Below are 22,577 nucleotides of genomic sequence, written 5' to 3' on the forward strand. Positions count from 1 at the left end.
ACAGGGCTCACAACACTATGAGACTCCATTTCACGTAATTCTTTTTGCGCTTCAATTACCTTTGCACTCCCATTCACAAAAGACCATGAAGTATCTAAATTTTTTACTTTTCTTATTTTAGAAGCCACGAATCTATTTGGCTCCTCGCTATAGAGTTTTGCCAAAACCAATCTATAATCAGAAGCCAAATCAAAAGCAGCCATATTGTAACTAACATGAATATTACGCTCCGCTGCTATAGCATCTAAAAAACCTATGGTATCTTCTGATAAAGGATTGTTAATTATATAAAGTTCCCTAAGATTCTCAAGATTCCCTATTTCCTGAGGTAACGTAGTAAGTTGGTTATTACTTAAAAGAAGTTCCTTAAGATGCTTAAGATTCTCTATTTCCTTTGGTAACGTAGTAAGTTGATTAAAATTTAAAAGAAGTTCCTTAAGATTCTCAAGATTAAATATTTCCTCAGGTACAGAAGTAAATTGATTACTACCTAATTGGAGACTTTTAAGATGCTTAAGATTCTCTATTTCCTTTGGTAAAGTAGTAAGTTTGTTACCACCAAAATCAAGACGTTCAAGATGCTTAAGATTCCCTATTTCCTTTGGTATTGTGGTAAGTTGGTTATCACTTAAACCAAGATATTCAAGAGCTGGTAGCCCTTCAATAATCTTTGGTATTAATTTTATAAGGTCATTATTGTTCAAAGAAAGTCCAGATAGATGTAATGATGTTTCTTCTTGTTCAATTGCCTCTTGAATCCTTTTCTCTGCTTCTACTACATTATCAGAAGCCACACCAACAGAAGCCATATCGTAACTAACATAAATATTATGCCCTCCTCCAAAAGCTATAGTATCTAAAAAACCTATGGTATCTTCTGATAAAGGATTGTTCGTTATATAAAGTCCCCTAAGATTCTCAAGATTAAATATTTCCTCAGGTACTGATGTAAGTTGATTAAAATCTAAAAAAAGTCTCTTAAGCTTTTCAAGATTCCCTATTTCCTGGGGTAACGTAGTAAGTTGATTACTACTTAATGTAAGATATTCAAGATGCTTAAGATTCCCTATTTCCTGGGGTAACGTAGTAAGTTGATTATTACTTAATACAAGATCATTAAGATTCTCAAGATTCCATATTTCCTCAGGTACAGAAGTGAATTGATTATCCCTTATTTCAAGACGTTCAAGATGCTTAAGATTAACTATTTCCTTGGGTAACGTAGTAAGTTGATTATTACTTAAATCAAGACGTTCAAGATGCTTAAGATTCCCTATTTCCTTAGGTATTGTAGTTAGTTTATTGTTTTCTAAACTAAGAATTTTAAGAGCTGGCATCTCTTCAATAATCTTTGGCATTAATTTTATAAGGTCATCATTGTTCAAATAAAGTTCATTTAGATGTAATGATGTTCTTCCTTGTTCAATTGCCTTTTGAATAATTTTCTCTGCTTCTACAATATTTCCCATCGTAATATTACTTTCTTTTAAGATTATTAATTAAAATTCTAATTATCAGGAGCTCCAAAAATAAAAGAAGAAGAACCTGTTGACATTATGTATGGAAAAATGAAATTTACCCCTAATTTAAAATCATTAAATACTGTTTATATGTCTATAAACGAACGGATTATCCTAAAATAAATATATTCTATCCAGATTTTCTAAAACTAAAATTATGTTGTTCTAATGCGAATGAGAATGGGTAGAAAGACTAGGAATTGAACATTTAAGATATCTACAAGCGAGGTAGTAACAATTACTGTATTATTTGATCAAGAATTCTATTTAACTACCAATATTAAAAACAACTTGAAAAATGTATTTATGACTATGAGAGATAAAATAATGTTTAGAAAAAAATCTGTACTAGAAACTATGAATAATCAACTTAAAAATATTACTCAGGCAGCGCATTCAAGATATGGAAGCTTTACAATTTTACAACTATTGTGCTAGATCATTAGATAGAAGTCAGGTTATAAAGTTTTCCTGCAAAATGCATATAGTATTCATTACTTTTGCAGCTCCTAATACTAAAAGTTTATGGGAATTATTAAGGTTACCAACATTCAGGTATATGCGTATCATGGCTGTCTGGTAGAAGAAGGTAAAATTGGAAGTGATTACAGGGTAGACGTAAGTGTAAAAGCCAATTTACAGAAATCTGCTGAGTCTGATCGTTTAAAAGATACAGTAGATTATGTACATATCAATCGGATTGTAAAACAAGAAATGGCTATTCGTTCTAAGCTTTTAGAACATGTGGCAAAACGTATCTTAAATCGGATTTTTACTGAAATCCCTATAGCTAATAAGGCGACTGTAGAAGTTTCTAAGATAAATCCTCCAATAGGTGGAAATGTGGAAATGGTTACCATTGTGATGTCTTTAGACAGACAAAAGGATTAATCCATTTAATATGCACTCTTTAACTTGTATGAATTAAAAATTATTTGTTAGATTTGCGCCATACAAAATGGCATCGTGGCCGAGTGGCTAGGCAGAGGTCTGCAAAACCTTGTACAGCAGTTCGAATCTGCTCGATGCCTCAACAAAAAGCTTCCTTTTTCAGGAAGCTTTTTTTATGGATTCTTTTTATGCCGAATATCTTCTATGGCATTTCTAATCTTATCTTTCTCATCCGGGAAAAAGCCTTGCACTATTAAGGCAACTCCAAAAATCATTAAGATGATACTAATTACTCTCTTAACTTTATAAATTCTAAAAGAAGTAAGTCTATTTCGCAGTTGCTTTGCTAATAGGATTTTCATGCAGTCTACTAAAAAATACACTACAACAATGGTAGTAAAGAAAGTAAAAATCCTTGATGGTTGCATTTCCAATTTTGGACCAAAAACAATAATGATTCCCAGCCAAAATCCCAAAACACCAATATTGATAAAGTTCAATAAAAAACCTTTAAAAAAAAGTGCCAAATAATTAGCTCTATACAAGTCTATGACCGTATCACTATTCTGGGATTTTCGATAATCCTTTTTATTCTTAATAAAAGATATAATGCCGTAACTCACCAAAATAACTCCTCCGAAAACAAAAAGTCTAGGATCATCTTTTAATCTTTCCAAGATTTTATTGGTACTAAAATACGCCACTAGAATAAAAAAAATGTCACCTACTATGACTCCAAAATCAAACATTAAAGCGGCTCTAAACCCTTTGATAGCAGCAGTCTCCAAAAGTACAAAAAACACAGGACCAATAGTGAATGCCAAAAGTATTCCCCAAGGTATAGCAGCCAGTATGTCTTGCGTCATAAAAATAATTTTCACAAATTTATGAAGAATGTTTATTGTTCTATAATTCTACCTCCAAGAAAAGTTTTTTTATCTATTACTTTTGGATCCCCATAAATTCTTATTTTTCCACCAGCTCTAACAGATGCTTTTACATAGTTACTTGCATTTACATAAGCCTTTCCGCCAGCATTAACATCTACTTCTGTTTGTTCTGTTTTTAGTGCATCTCCTTCATAAACACCCCCTGTATTAATCAGAATATCTTGATTTTTTGCACTTCCAGTGGTTTCTATTACTCCACCGGTTACAGATTTCACTTCTAAACGTTGTACATCCAATGCTGCTTTTATTTGACCACCTTCTTGAGTTCTTAAAGTAACATTAATTTGCTTAAGAGGTTCTTGAATTTCAATAAAGGCATTTTCATTAGCGTCTATTAGATAAATGGCTTCTGTATGATAAATTTTTACAAAAGTTTTATATCCGCTAAAGATTCGATCTATTTCCATTCTAATTTTTAAACGACCTCGTTTATTAATGATGGCTATTTCGTCTACATCAGAACCTGTAACTTCAATTTTATTTTCGTTTGCTTTAATCAATTCCACAGAAATACCATCAAACACCTTTATTTCATCAAACTTTTCTAATTCCTGTTGCAATAACCCATCTTGTGCGATCGCGATTGAGGAAACCAAAAACATTATACCTACTAAATATTTCATTTTCAATGTATTAATTAATACTTACTTATTCAATTGTATTATCTGGACAAAAACTATTCCAAATCTTTAATTTGTAAGTATTTCTGCTTTTGACAATTCTTCGCGTTTTCCCAAAAGATCAAAATCTAAGTGTCTTTTAGCTAAGTCTGTGCTTTTTACCTTTACAACCACTTCATCACCTAGTTGATATGTTTTCTTTGTTCGTTCACCTACTAATGCATACTGTTTCTCATCAAATGTAAAATAATCTCCTTTAATCTCCTTGATACGAATCATCCCTTCACATTTGTTTTCTATAATTTCTACATAAATACCCCACTCTGTTACACCAGATATTACACCTAAGAAATCTTGCTCTTTATGCTCTTCCATAAATCTGATTTGCATGTATTTTATAGAATCTCTTTCTGCATTGGCAGCTAAATTTTCCATGTTTGATGAATGCCTACATTTATCTTCAAAAATTTCTTTGTTAGCGGACTTTCCTCCGTCTAAATAATGTTGAAGAAGTCTATGTACCATTACATCTGGATATCTTCTTATAGGGGACGTAAAATGGGTGTAGTAATCAAAAGCAAGTCCGTAATGCCCAATATTTTCTGTAGTATATACTGCCTTGCTCATAGAGCGAATGGTGAGTGTATCTACCAAATTTTGCTCTTTCTTTCCCTGCACCTCATCTAAAAGAGAATTAATAGAATCACTAATACTCTTTTTATTTTTCATATTAATACCATATCCAAATCTAGAAATCACCCCTTGCAAGAGCATTAATTTTTCCTCGTTGGGTTCATCATGTATTCTATATACAAAAACAGGTTCTGGATCACGCTTGCCAATAAATTCTGCCACTTTTCTATTAGCCAGAAGCATAAATTCTTCAATTAACTTATTTGCATCTTTAGCCTCTTTAAAATAAACACCTGTTGGATCGTTTTCTTGATCCAGATGAAATTTAACTTCCACTTTATCAAAAGAAATAGCACCCGCTTTCATACGCCTAGAGCGCATTTTTTTAGCCATTTTATCCATTGTTAGGATTGCGTTCCCTATTTTCTCTTCTACTTCATAAGTTTCTCCAGTTAGAGAAACTTCTCCAGGTACTTCAAAACTACCAGATTCTATAATTGCCTGAGCTTCTTCATAAGCGAATCTTCTATCTGAATAGGTAACTGTTCTACCGAACCATTGATTAAATATTTTAGCATCCGAATTCATTTCAAAAACGGCAGAAAATGTATACTTCTCTTCATTAGGTCTTAGTGAACACGCTCCGTTTGAAAGTACTTCAGGAAGCATAGGTACTACTCTATCTACTAGATAAACCGAAGTAGCTCTTTCATATGCTTCTTCATCTAAAATAGAACCTGGTTCTAAATAATGAGATACATCTGCGATATGAATACCTATTTCAAAATTTCCATTTTCTAATACTTGAAAAGAAAGTGCATCATCAAAATCCTTCGCATCTTTAGGGTCAATAGTAAAAGTAGTTACTGATCTCATATCCCTTCTTTTCTTAATTTCCTCTTCCGTAATAGAAGTATCTAATTTATTTGCAAAGTGCTCCACTTCATCAGGGAAACTATAAGGCAACCCATATTCTGCAAGGATCGCATGCATTTCTGTATTGTGTTCACCTGGTTTTCCCAAAACATCGGTTACCAATCCAATAGGTGAATCAGAACTATCAGGCCATTCTATAATTTCAACCAAAACTTTATCACCTTCTTCTGCCTTTCCTATTTTATTTTTGGGAATAAAAATATCTGTATACATTCTAGGATCTCTGGTTGAAACAAATGCGAAATTTTTTTGAATTTGAATAACTCCAACAAAAGAAGACTTTGCTCTTTTTATAATTTTGGTAACCTCACCCTCCTGTTTCTTGCCTTTTCTTCTAGGGTATACATAAATTTCTACTTCATCTTTATGAAGAGCTTTGTTAAATTTATTATTCGGTATAAAAACATCATCGTCTAATTCTTCTGTTATTACATACGCATTACCCCTAGAATTAATATCAATAATTCCAGTAAGATAGTTTCTATTTTGTAAAGCCTTATATCTACCTCTTTCTATTTCTAAAATCCTTTTCTTTTCTTTTAATTGTGTAAGTCTTTTTATCAACATATTTCTTCCGCTAGCATTATCTATTCCTAATTTAGCGGCAATTTGTTTATAGTTAAAATCCTTTGAAGCATCTCTTTCGAGCACTGTAAAAATACCTCTTGTGATTCGGTTATTTTCATGTTTTTGTGCTCTGTTATTTCTTTTTGACATATAATAATTTATTTCATTTGTAAAATACGAATTAATACCGTTTTTACGTTATCTCTTTAAAAGTTAAAGTTTTATTAAAAAAATTGTAACATTCTAGTTTTTAGTTCGTCTATTTAAAAAGAACATACTCTCAATACTATAAAATGAAGCGAGTTTACAAGATAATCATCCTTTTTGTCTGCATTTTTCTAGCGGGTGTATTGTCTTTTGTAGGTTATATTAATTATTCAATGAATAGGACAGAGGAAGTTCGAGCTGCAGATGCGCACAAAACTACAAAACAATCTGCAGTTAAGACCAAATTTCTTTTTTGATCTAATATATTCATGAAGTTTATTTTCATAATTAGAAACAACTTCTTAAAAAAGTATCTTAAATCATTCAAAAAAATAAAAAACTTTCTTCTTTAAATTTAAAAGCTAATTATTGTATTACTATAGATGATTATTTTATTTACAAAATGTACTTAGAAGCATCGTTTTGTAATTTTCTAATTATACATTTTTAAATAAAAAAATAGCCTTCTTGTGGAGAGGCTATTTTAATTTTGGAGTAATCCGAAAACCGATGTATTTTTATTTAATATTTTTACTGAGAATAATTACTTCTATGAAAGATTTTATTTTGGTAGCTACTTTTACTTATCCATATGAATACATGGTTCTTAAAACTATTTTATCTGAGGAAGGTATTCGTTACAATTTTGAAAATGAAACAATGGTTGCTATTACACCTTTTTACTCTAATGCTTTAGGGGGCATACGGTTAAAAGTTCATAGAGATGATGTTACAGCAACCATTGAGATCATTAAAAATCTAGATGAAAAAGGGTCTCCATTAAAAATTGTTTAAATTCCAATTTTTAGTTAAGGATAAACTTTTTCGTATAAGTACCATATTCGCTATTAATCTGTAGTACATATACATCGCTTAAAGCATTGTTGAGGTTTATAGCATTCAAACCTTCTTCTAGATTTTTAGAAATCACCGCCACGCCTTGTAGGTTAAGTATTTGGAGTGATGCTTTTTGATCGCTGTTAATATTTAGAGTTCTATCTGTTCCAACAAAGAAAGTAAATGATTTTTGAACTATACTGTTATTTACAGCTGCTTTACAGTTTGCAGAAAAACCTGTGTTATAATCTTTATTCCATCTTCCTGTAACATTTTCAGCATTCGTATCAGCAATCATATCGTCTACTGTAATACATTCTAATGCATCATTACCTTCTGCTCTAAAGATTTGAAGATTGTCATTATTTCCATTTCTTATATTTAAAGAACTCAAGCTATTATATCCTACTAAGATAGCTGTGAGTACTTTGTTTTGAGATAGATCAAGTTCTGCAATTGAATTATACATTACGTTTATTTGTTGTAATGCACTATTTGTTGGTACCTCTAATGTTTTTAGATTGTTATTAGAAGCATTCAAAATTTCAAGTTTAGTGTCATTCTCAATAGAAAGATCAACAATATTGTTGTACTCACAGTTCAAAATCTTCAATTCTGGAGTATTACTGATATTCAAACTTGACAATTGGTTATCTTGACAATATAAAGTTTCCAATTGCTTATTATTGAACAGATTTAATTCAGTAAGATTGTTATCTGCAATTGCAAGATAAGTTAAGTTTCTATTATTACTTAAATCTATAGAACCTAGTTTATTCTTAAAAGCATTTAGTTTTTCAAGCTTGCTATTCTGTGAAAAATTTACAGAAGAAAGTTTGTTATTATACATACTCACTTCTTTTATTTGAGCATTTTCACTTAAATTTAATAGACTGATCTCATTATTATCAGCAATTAACGTTTGTAAACTTTCAAAAGCTTCTATTCCAGATAAATCTTCAATTGATTCTCCAGATACATCTAAAAATGTAACAGTTCCTACTGCATTTCTGTTTATCAAGCCATCTGGATTTCCTACATCAAATCCTCGTTCTATTAAAGCTCTTTCAAAGTTAGCGTCTTTGATCTTAATGTCCTGTGCATTTACTAGTATACTACATAATAAGAATGCGAAGTAAAGTTGTCTCATGTGAAATTAAATTTGGGGTTTAACGAGGACTAAAGTATAAAAATATTTTAAAAACATCGACAAACTGTATAATTTTTTCGATGAAATGCATAATTTATTTAATTCTCTACCTTTTCTTATAAGTCTAAAAAGCAGTCTCAAACCCTTGTAAATACTAAGTAATTAACAATTATTAATACATAGATTTCTTTTTTATAAATTTTAAAAATATTTTGTTGTTTATTATAGTATGTTGATAGGTGGTATAAATAAATAGCCTATTATTTTCTATTTTCAATATAATCTAATTATCAAGATTAGTTAACAATTTATGAGCTAGATAAGACGCTTAAAATGAATCTATTTTAAGATTTGATTAACAGTTGTCAACAACTAAAATGAACATTCATTTGGTTATAAAAAGAAATCAGTTTTCTGTTAATACCTTCTTATAGTTGTTTGATAAGTTTGATACAAATACTTATAGAAAGTAATGGTTATTACTAATAAAAAAGCATATTCATATTTCAATGGAGATCTGCAAATAAAGCTTTCCTTTTTAATCACAGGTTATGAACATTTAATGTTAATGTATACCTAACTGATTACTAATAAATTAAAAATTTAAATTAACATACTGTACTTCTTAGCTTTCGTAAGCAGTTTTTTACCTTTGTAATAGACAATTAAAAACGAAAATATGAAAATAGCTATTGGAAATGATCACGCAGGTACAGAATATAAGTTTGCTATTCTTGGAATGTTAAAAACAGAAGGTATAGAGACCACTAATTATGGTACAGATGATATTTCTAGCGTAGATTATCCAGATTTTATCCACCCAGTTGCCGAGGCTGTTGAGAAAAATGATTCAGATTTAGGAATTATTATTTGTGGCAGTGGTAATGGTGCTGCAATGACAGCTAATAAACATAAAGGTATTAGAGCTGCATTGTGTTGGAATAAAGAGTTAACTGAGTTATCAAGGCAACATAACAATGCCAATGTTTTAAGTATCCCTGCAAGATTTGTTTCTTTACCTCAAGCTTTAGATATGGTACACACGTTTTTGAAAACTAATTTTGAAGGGGGAAGACATCAAAACCGTGTTGAAAAAATTAGTTCAGGCTGCAGTAGTTAATGGAAAATTCACATAATCACATACATGACCATGGTAATTTGACAGGTAAAAATCTGTTTATATCCATTTTCCTTAATATTATTATCACAGCTGCTCAAGTTGTAGGTGGTATTGTTTCTGGAAGTCTTGCTCTTTTATCTGATGCATTGCATAACTTTAGTGATGTAATTTCTTTGGTTATTAGTTATATCGCTAATATTCTTTCTAAACAGAAAGCATCTCATGCTAAGACTTTTGGTTACAAGCGTGCTGAAATTATAGCTGCTTTTGTAAATGCGTCCACATTAATTATTGTTGCCATATTATTAATTATAGAAGCAATAAAGAGATTTCAACAGCCAGAAGAGATTTCGTCCGGATTAGTTATTTGGCTTTCCTTATTAGGTATTGTAGCAAATGGATTTAGTGTTTTATTACTCAAAAAGGATGCAGACAAAAATATGAACATGAAATCTGCATACCTACATTTATTAACAGATATGATGGCTTCTATAGCAGTGTTAATAGGTGGATTGTTAATGAAGTTTTATGAAATATTCTGGATAGATAGTGTTCTAACTTTTGCTATTGCTATCTATCTTATATGGGTTGGTTTTGATTTACTTAAAAACTCTCTTAGAGTATTAATGTTGTTTACACCACAAGATTTACAGGTAAAGGAAATTGTAAATGAGATTTGCAAAATAGAAGGAATAAAAAATATGCACCATGTACATATATGGCAATTAAATGAAGAAGAAGTTCACTTAGAAGCACATATAGATTTTAGTGAAGATATAAAATTGTCTGAATTTGATACTATTCTTAATACTATTGAAGAGCGTTTATATAATGATTTTAGTATTAATCATATTAATATTCAGCCTGAATTTGGTAAATGTGATGCTAAGGATATTATCGTACAAGATTAAAGCTAAAAATGGGTATATATTTTTATTAAAAGCAGTCTTTAGAATTTAACATTATGGAAATTAAAATATTAAATTTTAATGAGTTATCCTTACTGGAACTTTATAAACTGTTAGAATTACGAAGTGAAGTATTTGTAGTTGAACAGGATTGTGTTTACCAAGATCTTGATGGAAAAGATCAAAAAGCTTTACATGTAATAGGTGTAAAGAATGAACAAATTATAGCGTATACAAGAATTTTTAAGCCAGGAGATTATTTTGAGGAGGCTTCTATAGGTAGGGTAGTAGTAGCGGCATCCCAACGTAAATTTGGATATGGGCATCTTATACTAAAAGCTTCTATTGTTGCCATAAAAGACCATTACCAAACAAGCAAAATACGATTGTCTGCACAAACATACCTTATAGATTTTTATAGTCAGCATAGCTTTAAAGTTCAAGGTGATACTTATTTGGAAGACGGCATCCCACATATTAATATGGTACATAATGAATAAGAAAATTTTACCATAAATTATGGGCGATTACAATTTTTTTTTCATAATATAATCTTCCATTAAAAATCCATTACCAATTTCCATATCTACACTATTGGTAATTTTAAAACCTAAATTTTTATAGAATTGCACAGCAGGATTGGTTCTATTTACCGTGAGAGAAATTTTTTTATCACCATTTTTTGAAGAAATACGGATTACTTCATACAGCATTTTTCTACCTATTCCTTTTCCTTGTGTTTCTGGAAGCACATAGATTTTATGAAGTCTCGTTTCTTGCTTATTTTCAAAATTAGCTTCATAAGAAGCAAATCCTACAGGCTTTTTATTTTCTTTTGCAATAAGAAAAACATGGTTTTTTTGCAGTTGTTCTTTTAAAGATGCATTACTATACATCAGGTCTAGCATATAGTCTATTTGCGCAGCAGAAATCATGTTTTTATAATTATAAGGCCATATAATCTGCGCCATTTCACTAATTTCCGGTAATTGAAGATGCGTTGCTTGAATTATTTCCATAGATCATTAGGATTTTTCTTTTTCCATACTTTTTAATTGTAGATTCAAGGCATTTACAGAAATTTGAATTTCTTTTATTGACAGCCCTAAAGAAATAAGAAGTAATAAAAGCCCGCCTCCAAAAACCCATTGTCCAATTAGAGGTTTATCAAAGAATATAAGAAACATGCATAAAACGCATAAAAAAAGACTTATCACACCCCAGAGTTGCATATTTTTAATGAGGTTAAGTCTAATTCTAAGATTTAGTATTTGACCTTCTAGAAGACTAGACGGATTTATTTTATAATCTTCATAAAGCTTTCGTATTAATGCAGCAATTGCTAAAAAACGATTTGTATAGGCTAATAGTAATAAGGAAATAGCCGAAAATAATAGTCCGGGAGTAGTGAGTGCAATTTGATTCATTTTTAATACAAATTTCTTTATAAAAATACGCTTCTCTAAGATCATCTCAGAGAAGCGTTATTTTATTTTTTGTTATTAGCTGGGTTATTTTATTATTTCAGGAGTTTTAGGTAGTTATTTTTATCTGCTAGAATTTTTTTACTTGTAACAATAGCCTCATCATTTTTTAAATAATAATTATAGAGTCCTTCTCTGTAAAAATATCTTTTTATAATCTCATCTTTCAATTCATTTTCCAATTTGGTTTTATGAATTTCAAGAGCGGCAACTTTACTTCGCTCAATATCAGAAAGTAACTTTTGATAGTCAATAAGTACAGTAGCTCCAAGTTCTACGGTTTCTTCACTTTCCATTAATTTTTTAATGGTTTTTTCGGTTTTTGTCTGATACTCAAAGTTGCCAGTTTTTACAAATTTTTTAAAGTCTTCATAATCTTTTTTTGTAAAATTAAATTCATCAATAGAAGCAAAAGACTTTCTGTAATAATACCGTGTAGCATAATCAAAAATCACATTATTATTAAGTAATGCAGTGGTAATTTTGGTATTCTTTAGAGAGGTAATTTCAAGATCGGGTGCAATACCTCCACCGTCATAAACAGTTCTTCCATTTTTAGTTTTAAAGGCATTATAACGTGAAGCATCTGTTCTCACTGCTTTTCCATTTTCATCTCTATTCCAATAATCTAAGGCTTGAATACATCTTCCAGAAGGAGTGTAATATCTAGAAATAGTTACCTTTAGTTGCGTACCATAGGTAAGTTTTAGAGGTCTTTGCACCAAACCTTTACCAAAGCTTCTGGTGCCAATTATTACCGCTCTATCTAAATCTTGTAAAGCACCAGAAACAATTTCACTGGCAGATGCACTTCCTCCATCAACCAAGACAATAAGAGGAATTTGTGTATCTACAGGCTTGTTTCTAGTTTTATATTCTTTATTAAATTTCTTAACCTTTGATTTTGTGGTAACAATAAGTTCTCCTTTTGGTACAAAAAGATTGGTCACATCAATAGCTTCAGTTAACAATCCACCAGGGTTTCCTCTTAAATCTAGAATAATACGTTCAACACCTTCTGTTTTTAAGTCAACTAAGGCTTCTTTAGTTTGTGCAGATGCTTTCCTATTAAACTTAGACAGCACTATATAACCTGTTTTATTATCTATTTTACTGTAGAAGGGAACAGCATCTACTTCAATTTCTTCCCTTACTAAAGTGGTTTGTTTAGTTTCTCCTTGTCTTTTAAAGGTAATGTCTATTTTACTTTTTACGGCACCCTTCAATAGTTCGCTAGCATCATCTTTAAAATCTGCTACCTCAATATCACCTATTTTAATAATTTCGTCTCCTGCTTTAAGACCAGCCAAATCTGCTGGATATCCTTTATAGGGTTCTACCACAAGAAGCTTGTCTTTGTACCCTCTTACAATGGCTCCAATACCTGAATATTCTCCTGCATTTTTTATTTTGTATTCTTCAACGTCCTGTTCATTTAAATATCGGGTATAAGGATCTAAATCTTCCAGCATATTTTTAATGGCTGTATCCATTAATTCTGCTGGATTAGTTTCATCCACATAATTCATGTTGAGTTCTTTGAATAAAGTAGTAAAGATTTCTATTTGCTTTGCAATCTCAAAAAAGTCACTTTTAAAACCAACACTTACAAAGAGTATTAGCACTGCGGATATTAGTACAACAATTTTCTTTTTCATGATTTTCTTTTTAAAACGGGTGTCTTATTTTTTCTTTTTTCTAGAGAGTTTTTTTTGCATAATAAATATAAAAAGTAGCAAAAAGACAATAAAAGGCCAAAAATGTAATATTCTAAGGAAAAATACGGAAAGTCCATTAAAGCCATCTTTAACGGCATTCCACATCTTAGAACCATAAGAAATAGTTATTCCTTTACTGGTACTTACTTTATAAAACTGAACAGTTATTGTGCTATAAGCTACGCTATTTTCAAGATATTTTAAGCGTCCTTCACGCGATTCAATTTCTTCACGAATTATAGATAGCTCTTTTTCAATCTCCAGAATTTCTTTCACGTTTTTAGCCTTAGTAAGTAATTCCAAATACCTAGCTTCCAGTGTTTTTTTTGCTTTTAATCGTGCAGAGACATCTATAAATTCTTCGGTAACATCTGTTGCCGTAATATTTTTAGTATCAAAGTAAGATACATCCTTACTTACAGAATCAATTACATTTTGAAAATTTTTTGATGGAATTCTGGCTACAATGGTTCTGTTAATTCTATTGTAATTCTTATTAGATTGGTCACTTTGCAGATACCCATTATTATCTTTAATATAAGCCGCTAAATTCTGATAAGTCTTCTCCATATCTGAGGTTTCAAACGTGAGATAACTTTGTAATATTATTTTTTGTTTATCAGCTTTATAATTACTTTTAGTAGCCTTTTGTGAATAAGTGTTAACTTCTTCCTCTGAATAAGAATCAACGTTACTTAATTCTGATACTGCTGGCGAAAAGCTAAGAGTATCTTTTGTTTCAACAGATTCATCAGAGCAAGCAAATAGTATACATATGATAAGAGTACTTAAAAATTTAATTTTCATAAATGGCATGTTTTTTCAAGGAACTTAATCAATAATTGTTCCATGGTTGTTTCTATAAGCTTATAATCGGGCTCTTCTTTACCAAGATACAAAAACATAAACGCATGAGGTGTTGATAGATTGTTAAAAAGAACCGTTTTTTGAAGTCTATATGCCTCTCGCATTAAACGTTTTATACGATTTCTATCTACTGCTTTTTTAAAATTACGTTTGGAAACGGAAAATCCTGCTTGAGCTAATGGAACGTTTTCATAAGGAGATTCAGTAAAAAAAACCTTAAGAGGGTATTTAGAGACTCCTTTTCTTTCCACAAAAATCTTTTCAATAAGCTTGCTACTTTTTAGTTTTTCTATTTTTGGAAAACGTTGATCCATTAAGGCTATAATAAGTGGTAAAAATAGGAAAACCGTCTGGAATAGATTCTAGACGGTTCTTTTTGTTTCAAATGTTTTTAATAAAGAATTTTCTAGGTGCCTTGAAAGGACTCAAAGACTATTCAATCTCTACCTTGTTATTATCTTTACGAATATCTGCCAACAATTGAGATGGGTCAATCTGAATAGTTGCAATTTTACCTTTAGGTTGATTAATTGAGAACTCATAACTAGGATATGCCCAGGCCCAATCTTTTAATGTAGTTCTTTTAAGTTCAGGTTGCTGATTTGCCTTTTCGCCTCTCATCATTCTTAAAGGAATATAATACAATTCTTTAGAACCATCTTTAAATGTAACCAAGATATCTAATGGCATTGGCATAAGGCCTATACGTTGTAAGCTTACTTTCGTGCTAGTTTCATCACCTATTACATCACCTATTGCATAATCAATGGTATTTGTAGTTTGCGTCCAGTCTGTTAGATACCAATCTAGTTCTATACCCGAAACTTTTTCTGCGGTACGTTTAATATCGTTAGGTGTAGGATGTTTGAATTTAAAATCTTCAAAGTATTTTTTTATAGTTTCTTTTAATTTATCCTCCCCAATAATATAGCCTAATTGCGCTAGAAAAACCTCTCCTTTACTATAAGCAGCAATACTATAAGCAAAGTTATAATTATAACGGTCTGAGTGTGTTGTTTGTGGTTGCTCTACACCAGAAGTAACTAACCTAAAGTAATTGTTATAAGCACTTTTAAATGGGTTTTCAGGAGATTTTCCTAGAACGTAGTTTTCTGCCAGATCAGAGATATAAGAAGTAAAGCCTTCATCCATCCATGAATGTTTTGATTCATTAGTAGCCAAGATATGTTGAAACCATGCGTGTGCCATTTCATGGGCAGTAGTGCCTAGCAGACCATTAAAACTACTACCACCAGTAATAAGCGTGCACATGGCATATTCCATACCACCATCTCCCCCTTGAATTACGGAATACTGTTTCCATGGATACGGTCCTATATGCTCATTATAATATGCCAATAAATCAGCGGTTAACGGTTGAATTTTTTTCCAGTTTTCAATAACATTAGGATCATTCTTATAGAGAAAATGAAGCGTTGTTCCACTTTTGGTTGCTACCGTATCATGAATATAGTCTGGATCTGCAGCCCATGTAAAATCATGTACATTTGGTGCTTTAAAATGCCAAGTCTTTGTTTTTCCTCGTTGCTTTTTGAGTTTGGTTTCTGGTTTTTCATAACCAAAACCAATTTCTTCAGGATTTTGCAGGTATCCAGATCCTCCTAAGATATAATCCTTGTCAATAGTAATTTTCACATCATAATCTCCCCATACACCATGAAATTCACGAGCAATATATGGATCTGCGTGCCAACCTTCAAAATCATATTCTGCCATTTTGGGATACCATTGAGTCATTGATAAAGCTACACCATCTTTATTATTTCTTCCGGAGCGTCTAATCTGTACTGGCACCTGTCCTTCAAATTTCATATCAAAAGTGGTACTTGAACCAGGTTGTAGCGGTTTATTTAATGAAACTTCTAAAACGGTTCCAGCGGTTTCATAATTTAACTTTTTACCATTTTGTTTTAAAGAAAGGACTTTTAAATATCCTATTTCATCTGGTGAAAGTTTTGCTATTCTGCTTTCATAGATAGTTTTACCATTTTCATCAGTAATCGCATTAACCATTCTACTGTCTGGATCTACAATATTTTGAAGCCGAATATCCATTTCACTTCCAGGTTGGAAAGCATTAAAGTATAAATGGTAATATACTTTGGTTAAAACATCTGGAGAGTTATTTGTATACACTAGTTTTTGTATACCAGAATATTGATAGTTTTCAACATTCACAGCTATCTCCATTTTATAATCTACGTGTTGTTGCCAATACATTTTTGAAGAAACTGTATTGTTGTTAATAGTAGACTTTGTATTTTCAGGAGGATTCTTGGCACATGCACTAATAAAGCATCCAATACTAAGAAGTGTAATGATGGTTTTTTTCATTTTTTTCATTTATATTTTAAAGATTCACAGCTCCTTTAGAAACTTTGTCTGCCAAAATTAAAGCATTGTAGGCATTAGCAATTTTACCAGAAACGGATATCTCATTCAAGGTTTTTGAAATACCGTTCTTTCCTGCCGCTACTTTAAGCTTGGTAGAAAGTCCTGAGGCCATAAGAATCTTTTTTACTTGATTGGCAGATAGCTTTGGGTAGTAAGATCTAATGAGTGCAGCGATTCCTGCTACTCCTGGTGCGGCCATTGAAGTACCGTCTGAGTAATCATATTCATTATTAGGGACTGTAGACCAAATTTTTACACCTGGCGCAAAAAGATCAACGGTGTTTTGACCATAATTTGAAAAGCCTGCTACTAGCTCCCCATTATATTTGTAATTAAGAGCACCTATTACAATCATATTGTCTGCGTATTCTGAATTTCCATTATAAGAATCATTAGGATAAACATTATTTTTATCAATATTTTTACTCTCATTTCCTGCCGCATTTACGATTAGTACATCTTTTGAAGCCGCATATTTAATAGCATCCATAACCCACTCTGCATTTGGGGAATATGCCTTACCAAAACTTGTATTAATTACTTTGGCTCCATTATCTGCCGCGTATCTAATAGCAAGTGCAATATCCTTATCGTATTCATCACCATCTGGAACTGCTCTAAGTACCATAATTTTTGTATTATTTGATACTCCATCAATTCCTTTACCATTATTTCTTATCGCGGCAATAGTACCAGCAACGTGCGTTCCATGAGAAATACTTTCTTTGTCTGGACCCATTACATTATTATTCCCGTAGTTTTTATCGTTAAAATCATTAGGATTATCGCCTACTATTTTTCTACCATCAAATTCAAGGTTAAGATTATAGTTTAGCATACTATAGATGGAAGTATCTGCATAGTCTTTGATCTTGTCATAATCTAAATCATTACGGTCTAAAAATAACAACAATCCTTTGGCTTGATTAACAGCTTGATCTGTGCTAATGATTGCGTCAACGTCATCTATGGTAAATGAATCTTTACCCAAGTGCTTTTTAATAACTTTATTTGCTTCTGGTATTTGTTGCAGTAGCATATCTACTTGTTGTTTTTCCTGAAGACTTTTTTGGTATTGTTGTTGCCGCTCTGCTTTAGCTTTTTGGTAAATTTCAGATCCATCATCTCCCTTTTTTAGGATTCTAACATATTCTAGATTTTCATGAACCGCATCACCCAAAAAGTTCCATCCATGAATGTCATCTACATATCCATTATTATCATCATCTTTCCCGTTATTGGGTTTCTCTGAGGTATTTTTCCATATAATTCCTGCCAAATCCTCATGTTCTATATCTACACCAGAATCAATAACCCCTACGATTACCGTTTTTCCTTTTCTACCTTTAATCACATCTGTATAGGCTCTGTTAACACTCATTCCAGGAACAGTATCAAGTATTAGGTCAAGCATATTCCAACGCTTTAACTCGTTTTCTGCTAGTTTGGCTCTTTTTACAGGATTAGTATCAATATTCTCAATAGGAGTTGAAAGTATTGTAGTAGTGCCACATGATAGCAGGGTGGACGCTACCACAGCTATACTTAAAAACGGTTTTATAAATTTCATAAATAATTTTTAGTTGAAAATTTCATTAAAAGTAAAAGTTTGGTCAAGACGAATGCCTTTTTCTGTATGTTTTACTGTGCAAAGTTCTGTATTTGCATCATGTTCTAAAAATAAATAGTAATTTTCATTGGCTGCTTTTTCTAGAAATACAGCCTTTTCATTAAGTGTAATCAATGGTCTTGTATCATAACCCATGACATAAGCAAGTGGAATATGACCAGTAGTAGGCAACAAATCTGCCATAAAAACCAATGTTTTACCTTGATATTTTAATGTTGGAAGCATCTGCTTTTCGGTATGTCCATCTACAAATAGAATATCAAAACCCATCTCTAAATTACTACTGTAGTTTCCAGAGGGTGTTTTAATGAAATGTAATTGACCGCTTTCTTCCAGAGGCATAATGTTCTCTTTTAGAAAAGAAGCTTTTTCTCTTGCATTAGGTTCTGTAGCCCATTGCCAATGGTTTTTATTAGTCCAAAAGCGAGCGTTTTTAAAAGCTGGCTCAAAGCCTGTTTTATCTTTATTCCAATTTATACATCCGCCACAGTGGTCAAAATGTAAATGTGTCATAAAAACGTCGGTAATATCGTCTCGGTGAAATCCGGCTTTTTCTAGAGAGCTGTCTAAATCATAATCTCCCCATAAGTCATAATAACCAAAGAATTTTTCACTTTGTTTATTACCCATTCCGGTATCTATTAGAATAAGACGATTACCTTCTTCAATAAGAAGGCAACGGGCAGCCATATCTATTAAATTATTAGAATTAGCGGGATTTGTTCTACTCCAAATAGTTTTGGGAACCACTCCAAACATAGCTCCACCATCTAACTTAAAGTTTCCCGTTTCAATGGGATGTAATTTCATTGTTTACACTCAATTTATAATAATGTGATTATGGGAATAAGTAATTACGAAGAATACACATTATTTCACAGCAATGCAAATTAACAAAAACCCAAAACATTTTAAGAAACTAGGCTTTTTATTATTTTATTTTTAACAAAAAAGGATGTTTTTTAAGTAATTGAGCGAATCTATTACCAAAATCAATCAATTTTTTAATCTCTTGGATACCAAATAAGCGTTCTTTACCTTTTATAAGTAAAGCGGTGCCGTTAGATTCTATGTGATAATATGGATTACTTTCAAAAAACAAGATCAACTCATCTGTAAAAAATGCTCTAATAGCCTCTTCATTTTCACCGTAGAGGTAAAAACGATTTGAAAAGTCTGGATGATCTTGAAAATCAATATCATCAAAACCCGCCCATTGATAGACCTTTTCAAGTAGTCCTTCCCTATCTAAAGTAAAGGCAGGAATAACTGCATTAATATTAATAAACAAAAATGTTGAATGCAGCACTTCTTTAGCAATAAAAGCACCTTCACTATATTCTATATCAAATACCCTACAATCTTGTTGTTCATTCTTAAGTTCATTGTATAAATGATTGATTTTTCGTGTTTCAAAAAACAAAAATTGATATAGAAATAAAACATCGTTTTGTTTAGCAGCTTCATAACTCCAAGAAAAATCCTGAGCAATACTTTTGATAAGGCCTTGTCTTTTGGTAAGGTATTTTTCAATCCTAGTTATCGTTTTAGACGGAATAATTTTTCTAATTGCAAAAGGGTGTACAGAATCGGTATCATGACTATCCAAACCAATAATCTCAAAATGACCTCCTCTACGAAGAAAAGATTGCTGGTAATTGTTGAGGTTATCCAGTACCGTATGGTCTACAAAATCGCACATGGTAAAATCCAGAATAACATCAGCGCTTTCTGGAATAGCATCCAGATTGTGTTTCAAACGATGAAAATTTAGAAAACTACAAAAGTTCTTTACACTCACATAATAATTACCTTTTTCTTCTGTAAACATTAAAACATTAGGTTTTCTAAAGTTTTGAAAGAAAAGTGTAAAACTGCGATTAATAACCATGTGAGTGATTAAGGTAGTAAGCACTCCTATACTAATACCCGTAATAAGATTAGTTACTAACGTGAATAAAAGAGTTATAAAAAAGATAAGTAGTTGCTCATTACCAATTTTAGAAATCTTGCGAATACTATCTGGTGTTGCGAGTCTTAATCCTGTGTAAACTAGAATAGCTGCTAATGCCGGAAGTGGAATACGTTTTAATTGTTCGGAAAACAAAAGGATAAAAAGGAGTAAAAAAGCTGCATGGAAAAAATTGGATGAACGGTTAGATGCACTATTATTTACATTTACAGAACTACGGGCTATTACAGTTACTACATTGAGCCCTCCAACAAAACCACTTATTATAGTAGCTAGCCCTAATGCTTTTAAATCTTTATTTACATTGGTACGTCTTTTTTGAGCATCTAGCTTGTCAACCGCTTTAATGCTTAATAAAGATTCAATACTTGCAATTAGTGTAATTCCAAAAACAACACCCCAAAACTGAAGAGATAGTACCTTAGAAAAATCTGGAAAAGCAAAACTTTTTGAAATGTTTGATGGAATATTGATTAATAAATGTTCAGAAATTGGATAAGGTTGAGAACTAAAAAATTCGTAATAGTAACTCATACCAATTACTAAAATTACAATCCACATAGGGGCAGGAACGAGTTGAAATAACTGATTACGTATTTTAGGATACCCAAACATAATTACAAGGCTTATAACACCAACCAAAGCAGCTGCCAGAAGTGATGTATTGCCTTGACTTGATAGTAATACAGAAACTGCGCTTGGAATCTTCAATAACAATTGTACTACAGAACCTGTAGTTTCTGGTTGCCCCAACATAACGTGAAATTGCTTAGCAAAAATGCTGATACCAATAGCGGCTAGCATACCTTGTATGGCAGATGCTGGAAAAAAATCACTCAGAATACCCAACCTCAAAAAACCTAAAAGCATCATAAGAGCTCCAGAAAAAACAATAGCAGCAAGTGTAATGATATAGCCTTCGTATAAATTACCTCCACCAAGAAGAGTGATAGCACTTAATAAGATAACAACTAAGCCATTTCCCGGTCCTGTGATAGTTACATGTGACCCCCCTAAAATAGCAACCACTGTACCACCAATAACGGCTGATATGACTCCGGCAATTGGGGGTGCTTCTGAGGCAAGTGCAAGACCAAGACCAAGAGGTAGCGCAATGAGAGAGACCACAAATCCGGAAAAAATATTTTTTGGGAGTGAAGAAGTAAAGGTTTTGAAAGCGCTTTTAGATTTTATCATGAATCTCTTTCCTTGATGACCAAAACATCGGTAGGAAGTTCACTCAAGATATATTCAATATCATGAGGAAAAAGCCGATCTAAAAATCGAGTTTTTGAAGGAGCGTTCATAATTAGTAAATCGGCCCTTACAAGATTTGCATAATGCCCAATAGAATAACCCCTTTTACCAAAAATACTTTGTAATTTGATAAGAATACCCTTTTTTAGGTTTTCAGGGATTTGATGAATAATTTCCTGTACTCTAAACGCTTCTCGTCTGGTAATCCTTTCCTTTATAAGAGTTGCTTTTCTAAGACTTCTATCATCATTTACCATTACATTCACTTCCTGCCTGCTAACTTCTTCTATAATGGTAATTTTTACGGAACCTAGAATTTGGGCAATTGCAAAAGAATCAAATATGGTTTGAGGAGTTTGGTTAGCATTAAGACCATTAACAACTATATGATCGCTAGGTTTTCTCACTACGGAAGGTTTTATAAGCAATAAAACAGAGCAAGGAGCTTTTCGCGTGAGTTTTCTGGCAATAGACCCCATATAATATTTAAGCAATTGTTCTTTTTTTAAAGCTCCTAAAATTAAAAGATCTGCTTTAAATCTATCAATTGCTTTTAAAATCACAGGTACTATTAATCCTTCTTCCCAAATAATTTCTATGGGCTGATTATAGGTGTTTTTTTCACAAAAATCCTGAATAATGAGATTTATAACTTCCTCTTTCTGTTTAGTCTTAGAACCTACATGTACCAATATAAGACGTGCGCCAAAAAATGCGGAAAGACGAGCTGCCTCATAAAAGTTTGCTCGTAGGTTAGGTGAAAAGGCAATCCCGGTTAGGATATTATGTATACTTAGTTTATTGGTCAACATAGCTTAATCGAGAAAGATAGTTTTTTTTTCTTACAAAACAAAGAAGCTTGAAATTTGAAACTTCAATTGAAAAAAAATAGTAT

General features: G+C 31.7%; 20 protein-coding genes, 1 tRNA gene and 1 pseudogene. 7 read left to right on the forward strand and 15 right to left on the reverse strand.

Features of this window, described 5'->3' with window-relative positions; translation table 11 throughout:
* Positions 1-1,469: leucine-rich repeat domain-containing protein (locus WBG07_RS18800; protein ID WP_340203601.1), on the reverse strand; the 1,469-nt coding region annotated here is incomplete at its 3' end.
* A 294-nt stretch (positions 1,470-1,763) separates the two neighbouring features.
* On the opposite strand from WBG07_RS18800, the pseudogene WBG07_RS18805 reads away from it, so the two are divergent.
* The 3 genes and pseudogenes from WBG07_RS18805 to WBG07_RS18815 form a co-directional block, all read left to right on the forward strand.
* Positions 1,764-1,934 (forward strand): annotated as a pseudogene (locus WBG07_RS18805) (transposase); the annotation flags it as partial.
* 111 nt (positions 1,935-2,045) lie between these two features.
* Positions 2,046-2,411 (forward strand): dihydroneopterin aldolase, encoded by a 366-nt coding sequence (gene folB / locus WBG07_RS18810; RefSeq protein WP_340203602.1) that lies wholly within the window; start codon positions 2,046-2,048, stop codon positions 2,409-2,411.
* A 69-nt stretch (positions 2,412-2,480) separates the two neighbouring features.
* Positions 2,481-2,551, forward strand: a tRNA-Cys gene (locus WBG07_RS18815).
* Positions 2,552-2,584: 33 nt separating this feature from the next.
* Here WBG07_RS18815 and WBG07_RS18820 read toward each other — a convergent pair.
* From WBG07_RS18820 to rnr, 3 genes are all read right to left on the reverse strand, one after another.
* Positions 2,585-3,277 (reverse strand): LysE family translocator, encoded by a 693-nt coding sequence (locus WBG07_RS18820; protein WP_340203604.1) that lies wholly within the window; start codon positions 3,275-3,277, stop codon positions 2,585-2,587.
* A 32-nt stretch (positions 3,278-3,309) separates the two neighbouring features.
* Complete coding sequence (locus WBG07_RS18825) at positions 3,310-3,984, reverse strand: head GIN domain-containing protein (RefSeq protein WP_340203606.1); 675 nt, start codon at positions 3,982-3,984, stop codon at positions 3,310-3,312.
* 66 nt (positions 3,985-4,050) lie between these two features.
* Entirely contained in the window at positions 4,051-6,267 is a 2,217-nt protein-coding gene (gene rnr, locus WBG07_RS18830) for a ribonuclease R (RefSeq protein ID WP_340203608.1), read from the reverse strand.
* A 609-nt stretch (positions 6,268-6,876) separates the two neighbouring features.
* Between rnr and WBG07_RS18835 the strand changes: the two genes are divergently transcribed.
* The gene (locus WBG07_RS18835) at positions 6,877-7,119 is read left to right on the forward strand and encodes a DUF2007 domain-containing protein (RefSeq protein WP_340203610.1); all 243 of its coding nucleotides are present in this window, start codon (positions 6,877-6,879) and stop codon (positions 7,117-7,119) included.
* A gap of 10 nt (positions 7,120-7,129) precedes the next feature.
* Here WBG07_RS18835 and WBG07_RS18840 read toward each other — a convergent pair whose 3' ends face one another.
* Complete coding sequence (locus tag WBG07_RS18840; RefSeq protein WP_340203612.1) at positions 7,130-8,311, reverse strand: T9SS type A sorting domain-containing protein; 1,182 nt, start codon at positions 8,309-8,311, stop codon at positions 7,130-7,132.
* 679 nt (positions 8,312-8,990) lie between these two features.
* Between WBG07_RS18840 and rpiB the strand changes: the two genes are divergently transcribed.
* From rpiB to WBG07_RS18855, 3 genes are read left to right on the forward strand one after another with little or no spacing between them, the layout of a single operon-like run.
* Complete coding sequence (gene rpiB, locus WBG07_RS18845) at positions 8,991-9,431, forward strand: ribose 5-phosphate isomerase B (protein ID WP_340203614.1); 441 nt, start codon at positions 8,991-8,993, stop codon at positions 9,429-9,431.
* Positions 9,431-10,342, forward strand: coding sequence for a cation diffusion facilitator family transporter (locus WBG07_RS18850; RefSeq protein WP_340203616.1), 912 nt, complete (start codon positions 9,431-9,433; stop codon positions 10,340-10,342). The genes rpiB and WBG07_RS18850 overlap by 1 nt, the downstream gene beginning before the upstream one ends.
* Before the next feature lie 53 nt (positions 10,343-10,395).
* Complete coding sequence (locus tag WBG07_RS18855) at positions 10,396-10,839, forward strand: GNAT family N-acetyltransferase (RefSeq protein WP_340203618.1); 444 nt, start codon at positions 10,396-10,398, stop codon at positions 10,837-10,839.
* A 27-nt stretch (positions 10,840-10,866) separates the two neighbouring features.
* On the opposite strand, the gene WBG07_RS18860 is transcribed toward WBG07_RS18855, so the two are convergent.
* From WBG07_RS18860 to WBG07_RS18905, 10 genes are all read right to left on the reverse strand, one after another.
* Positions 10,867-11,358, reverse strand: a complete 492-nt coding sequence (locus WBG07_RS18860) for a GNAT family N-acetyltransferase (RefSeq protein WP_340203620.1) — start codon at positions 11,356-11,358, stop codon at positions 10,867-10,869.
* Between the two features lie 6 nt (positions 11,359-11,364).
* On the reverse strand, positions 11,365-11,766 hold the full coding sequence (locus WBG07_RS18865) for a DUF2721 domain-containing protein (RefSeq protein ID WP_340203622.1): 402 nt from the start codon (positions 11,764-11,766) through the stop codon (positions 11,365-11,367).
* A gap of 92 nt (positions 11,767-11,858) precedes the next feature.
* Complete coding sequence (locus WBG07_RS18870; RefSeq protein ID WP_340203623.1) at positions 11,859-13,481, reverse strand: S41 family peptidase; 1,623 nt, start codon at positions 13,479-13,481, stop codon at positions 11,859-11,861.
* A gap of 24 nt (positions 13,482-13,505) precedes the next feature.
* On the reverse strand, positions 13,506-14,348 hold the full coding sequence (locus WBG07_RS18875) for a DUF4349 domain-containing protein (RefSeq protein WP_340203624.1): 843 nt from the start codon (positions 14,346-14,348) through the stop codon (positions 13,506-13,508).
* Positions 14,345-14,722 carry a ribonuclease P protein component gene (gene rnpA / locus WBG07_RS18880; RefSeq protein ID WP_340203625.1) on the reverse strand — a complete coding sequence of 126 codons (378 nt, stop codon included), beginning with the start codon at positions 14,720-14,722 and terminating at the stop codon, positions 14,345-14,347. The genes WBG07_RS18875 and rnpA overlap by 4 nt, the downstream gene beginning before the upstream one ends.
* A gap of 118 nt (positions 14,723-14,840) precedes the next feature.
* Positions 14,841-16,763 (reverse strand): M1 family metallopeptidase, encoded by a 1,923-nt coding sequence (locus WBG07_RS18885; RefSeq protein WP_340203627.1) that lies wholly within the window; start codon positions 16,761-16,763, stop codon positions 14,841-14,843.
* Positions 16,764-16,779: 16 nt separating this feature from the next.
* Positions 16,780-18,393, reverse strand: a complete 1,614-nt coding sequence (locus WBG07_RS18890; RefSeq protein ID WP_340203629.1) for a S8 family peptidase — start codon at positions 18,391-18,393, stop codon at positions 16,780-16,782.
* Between the two features lie 9 nt (positions 18,394-18,402).
* Positions 18,403-19,263 carry an MBL fold metallo-hydrolase gene (locus tag WBG07_RS18895; protein ID WP_340203631.1) on the reverse strand — a complete coding sequence of 287 codons (861 nt, stop codon included), beginning with the start codon at positions 19,261-19,263 and terminating at the stop codon, positions 18,403-18,405.
* Between the two features lie 121 nt (positions 19,264-19,384).
* On the reverse strand, positions 19,385-21,622 hold the full coding sequence (locus WBG07_RS18900) for a SulP family inorganic anion transporter (RefSeq protein WP_340203632.1): 2,238 nt from the start codon (positions 21,620-21,622) through the stop codon (positions 19,385-19,387).
* Positions 21,619-22,494 (reverse strand): universal stress protein, encoded by an 876-nt coding sequence (locus WBG07_RS18905; protein WP_340203634.1) that lies wholly within the window; start codon positions 22,492-22,494, stop codon positions 21,619-21,621. Before WBG07_RS18905 ends, WBG07_RS18900 begins: the two co-directional genes overlap by 4 nt.
* Between the last annotated feature and the right edge of the window lie 83 nt (positions 22,495-22,577).

Source organism: Ascidiimonas meishanensis, assembly GCF_037782385.1.
Classification (GTDB): Bacteria; Bacteroidota; Bacteroidia; order Flavobacteriales; family Flavobacteriaceae; genus Ascidiimonas; species Ascidiimonas meishanensis.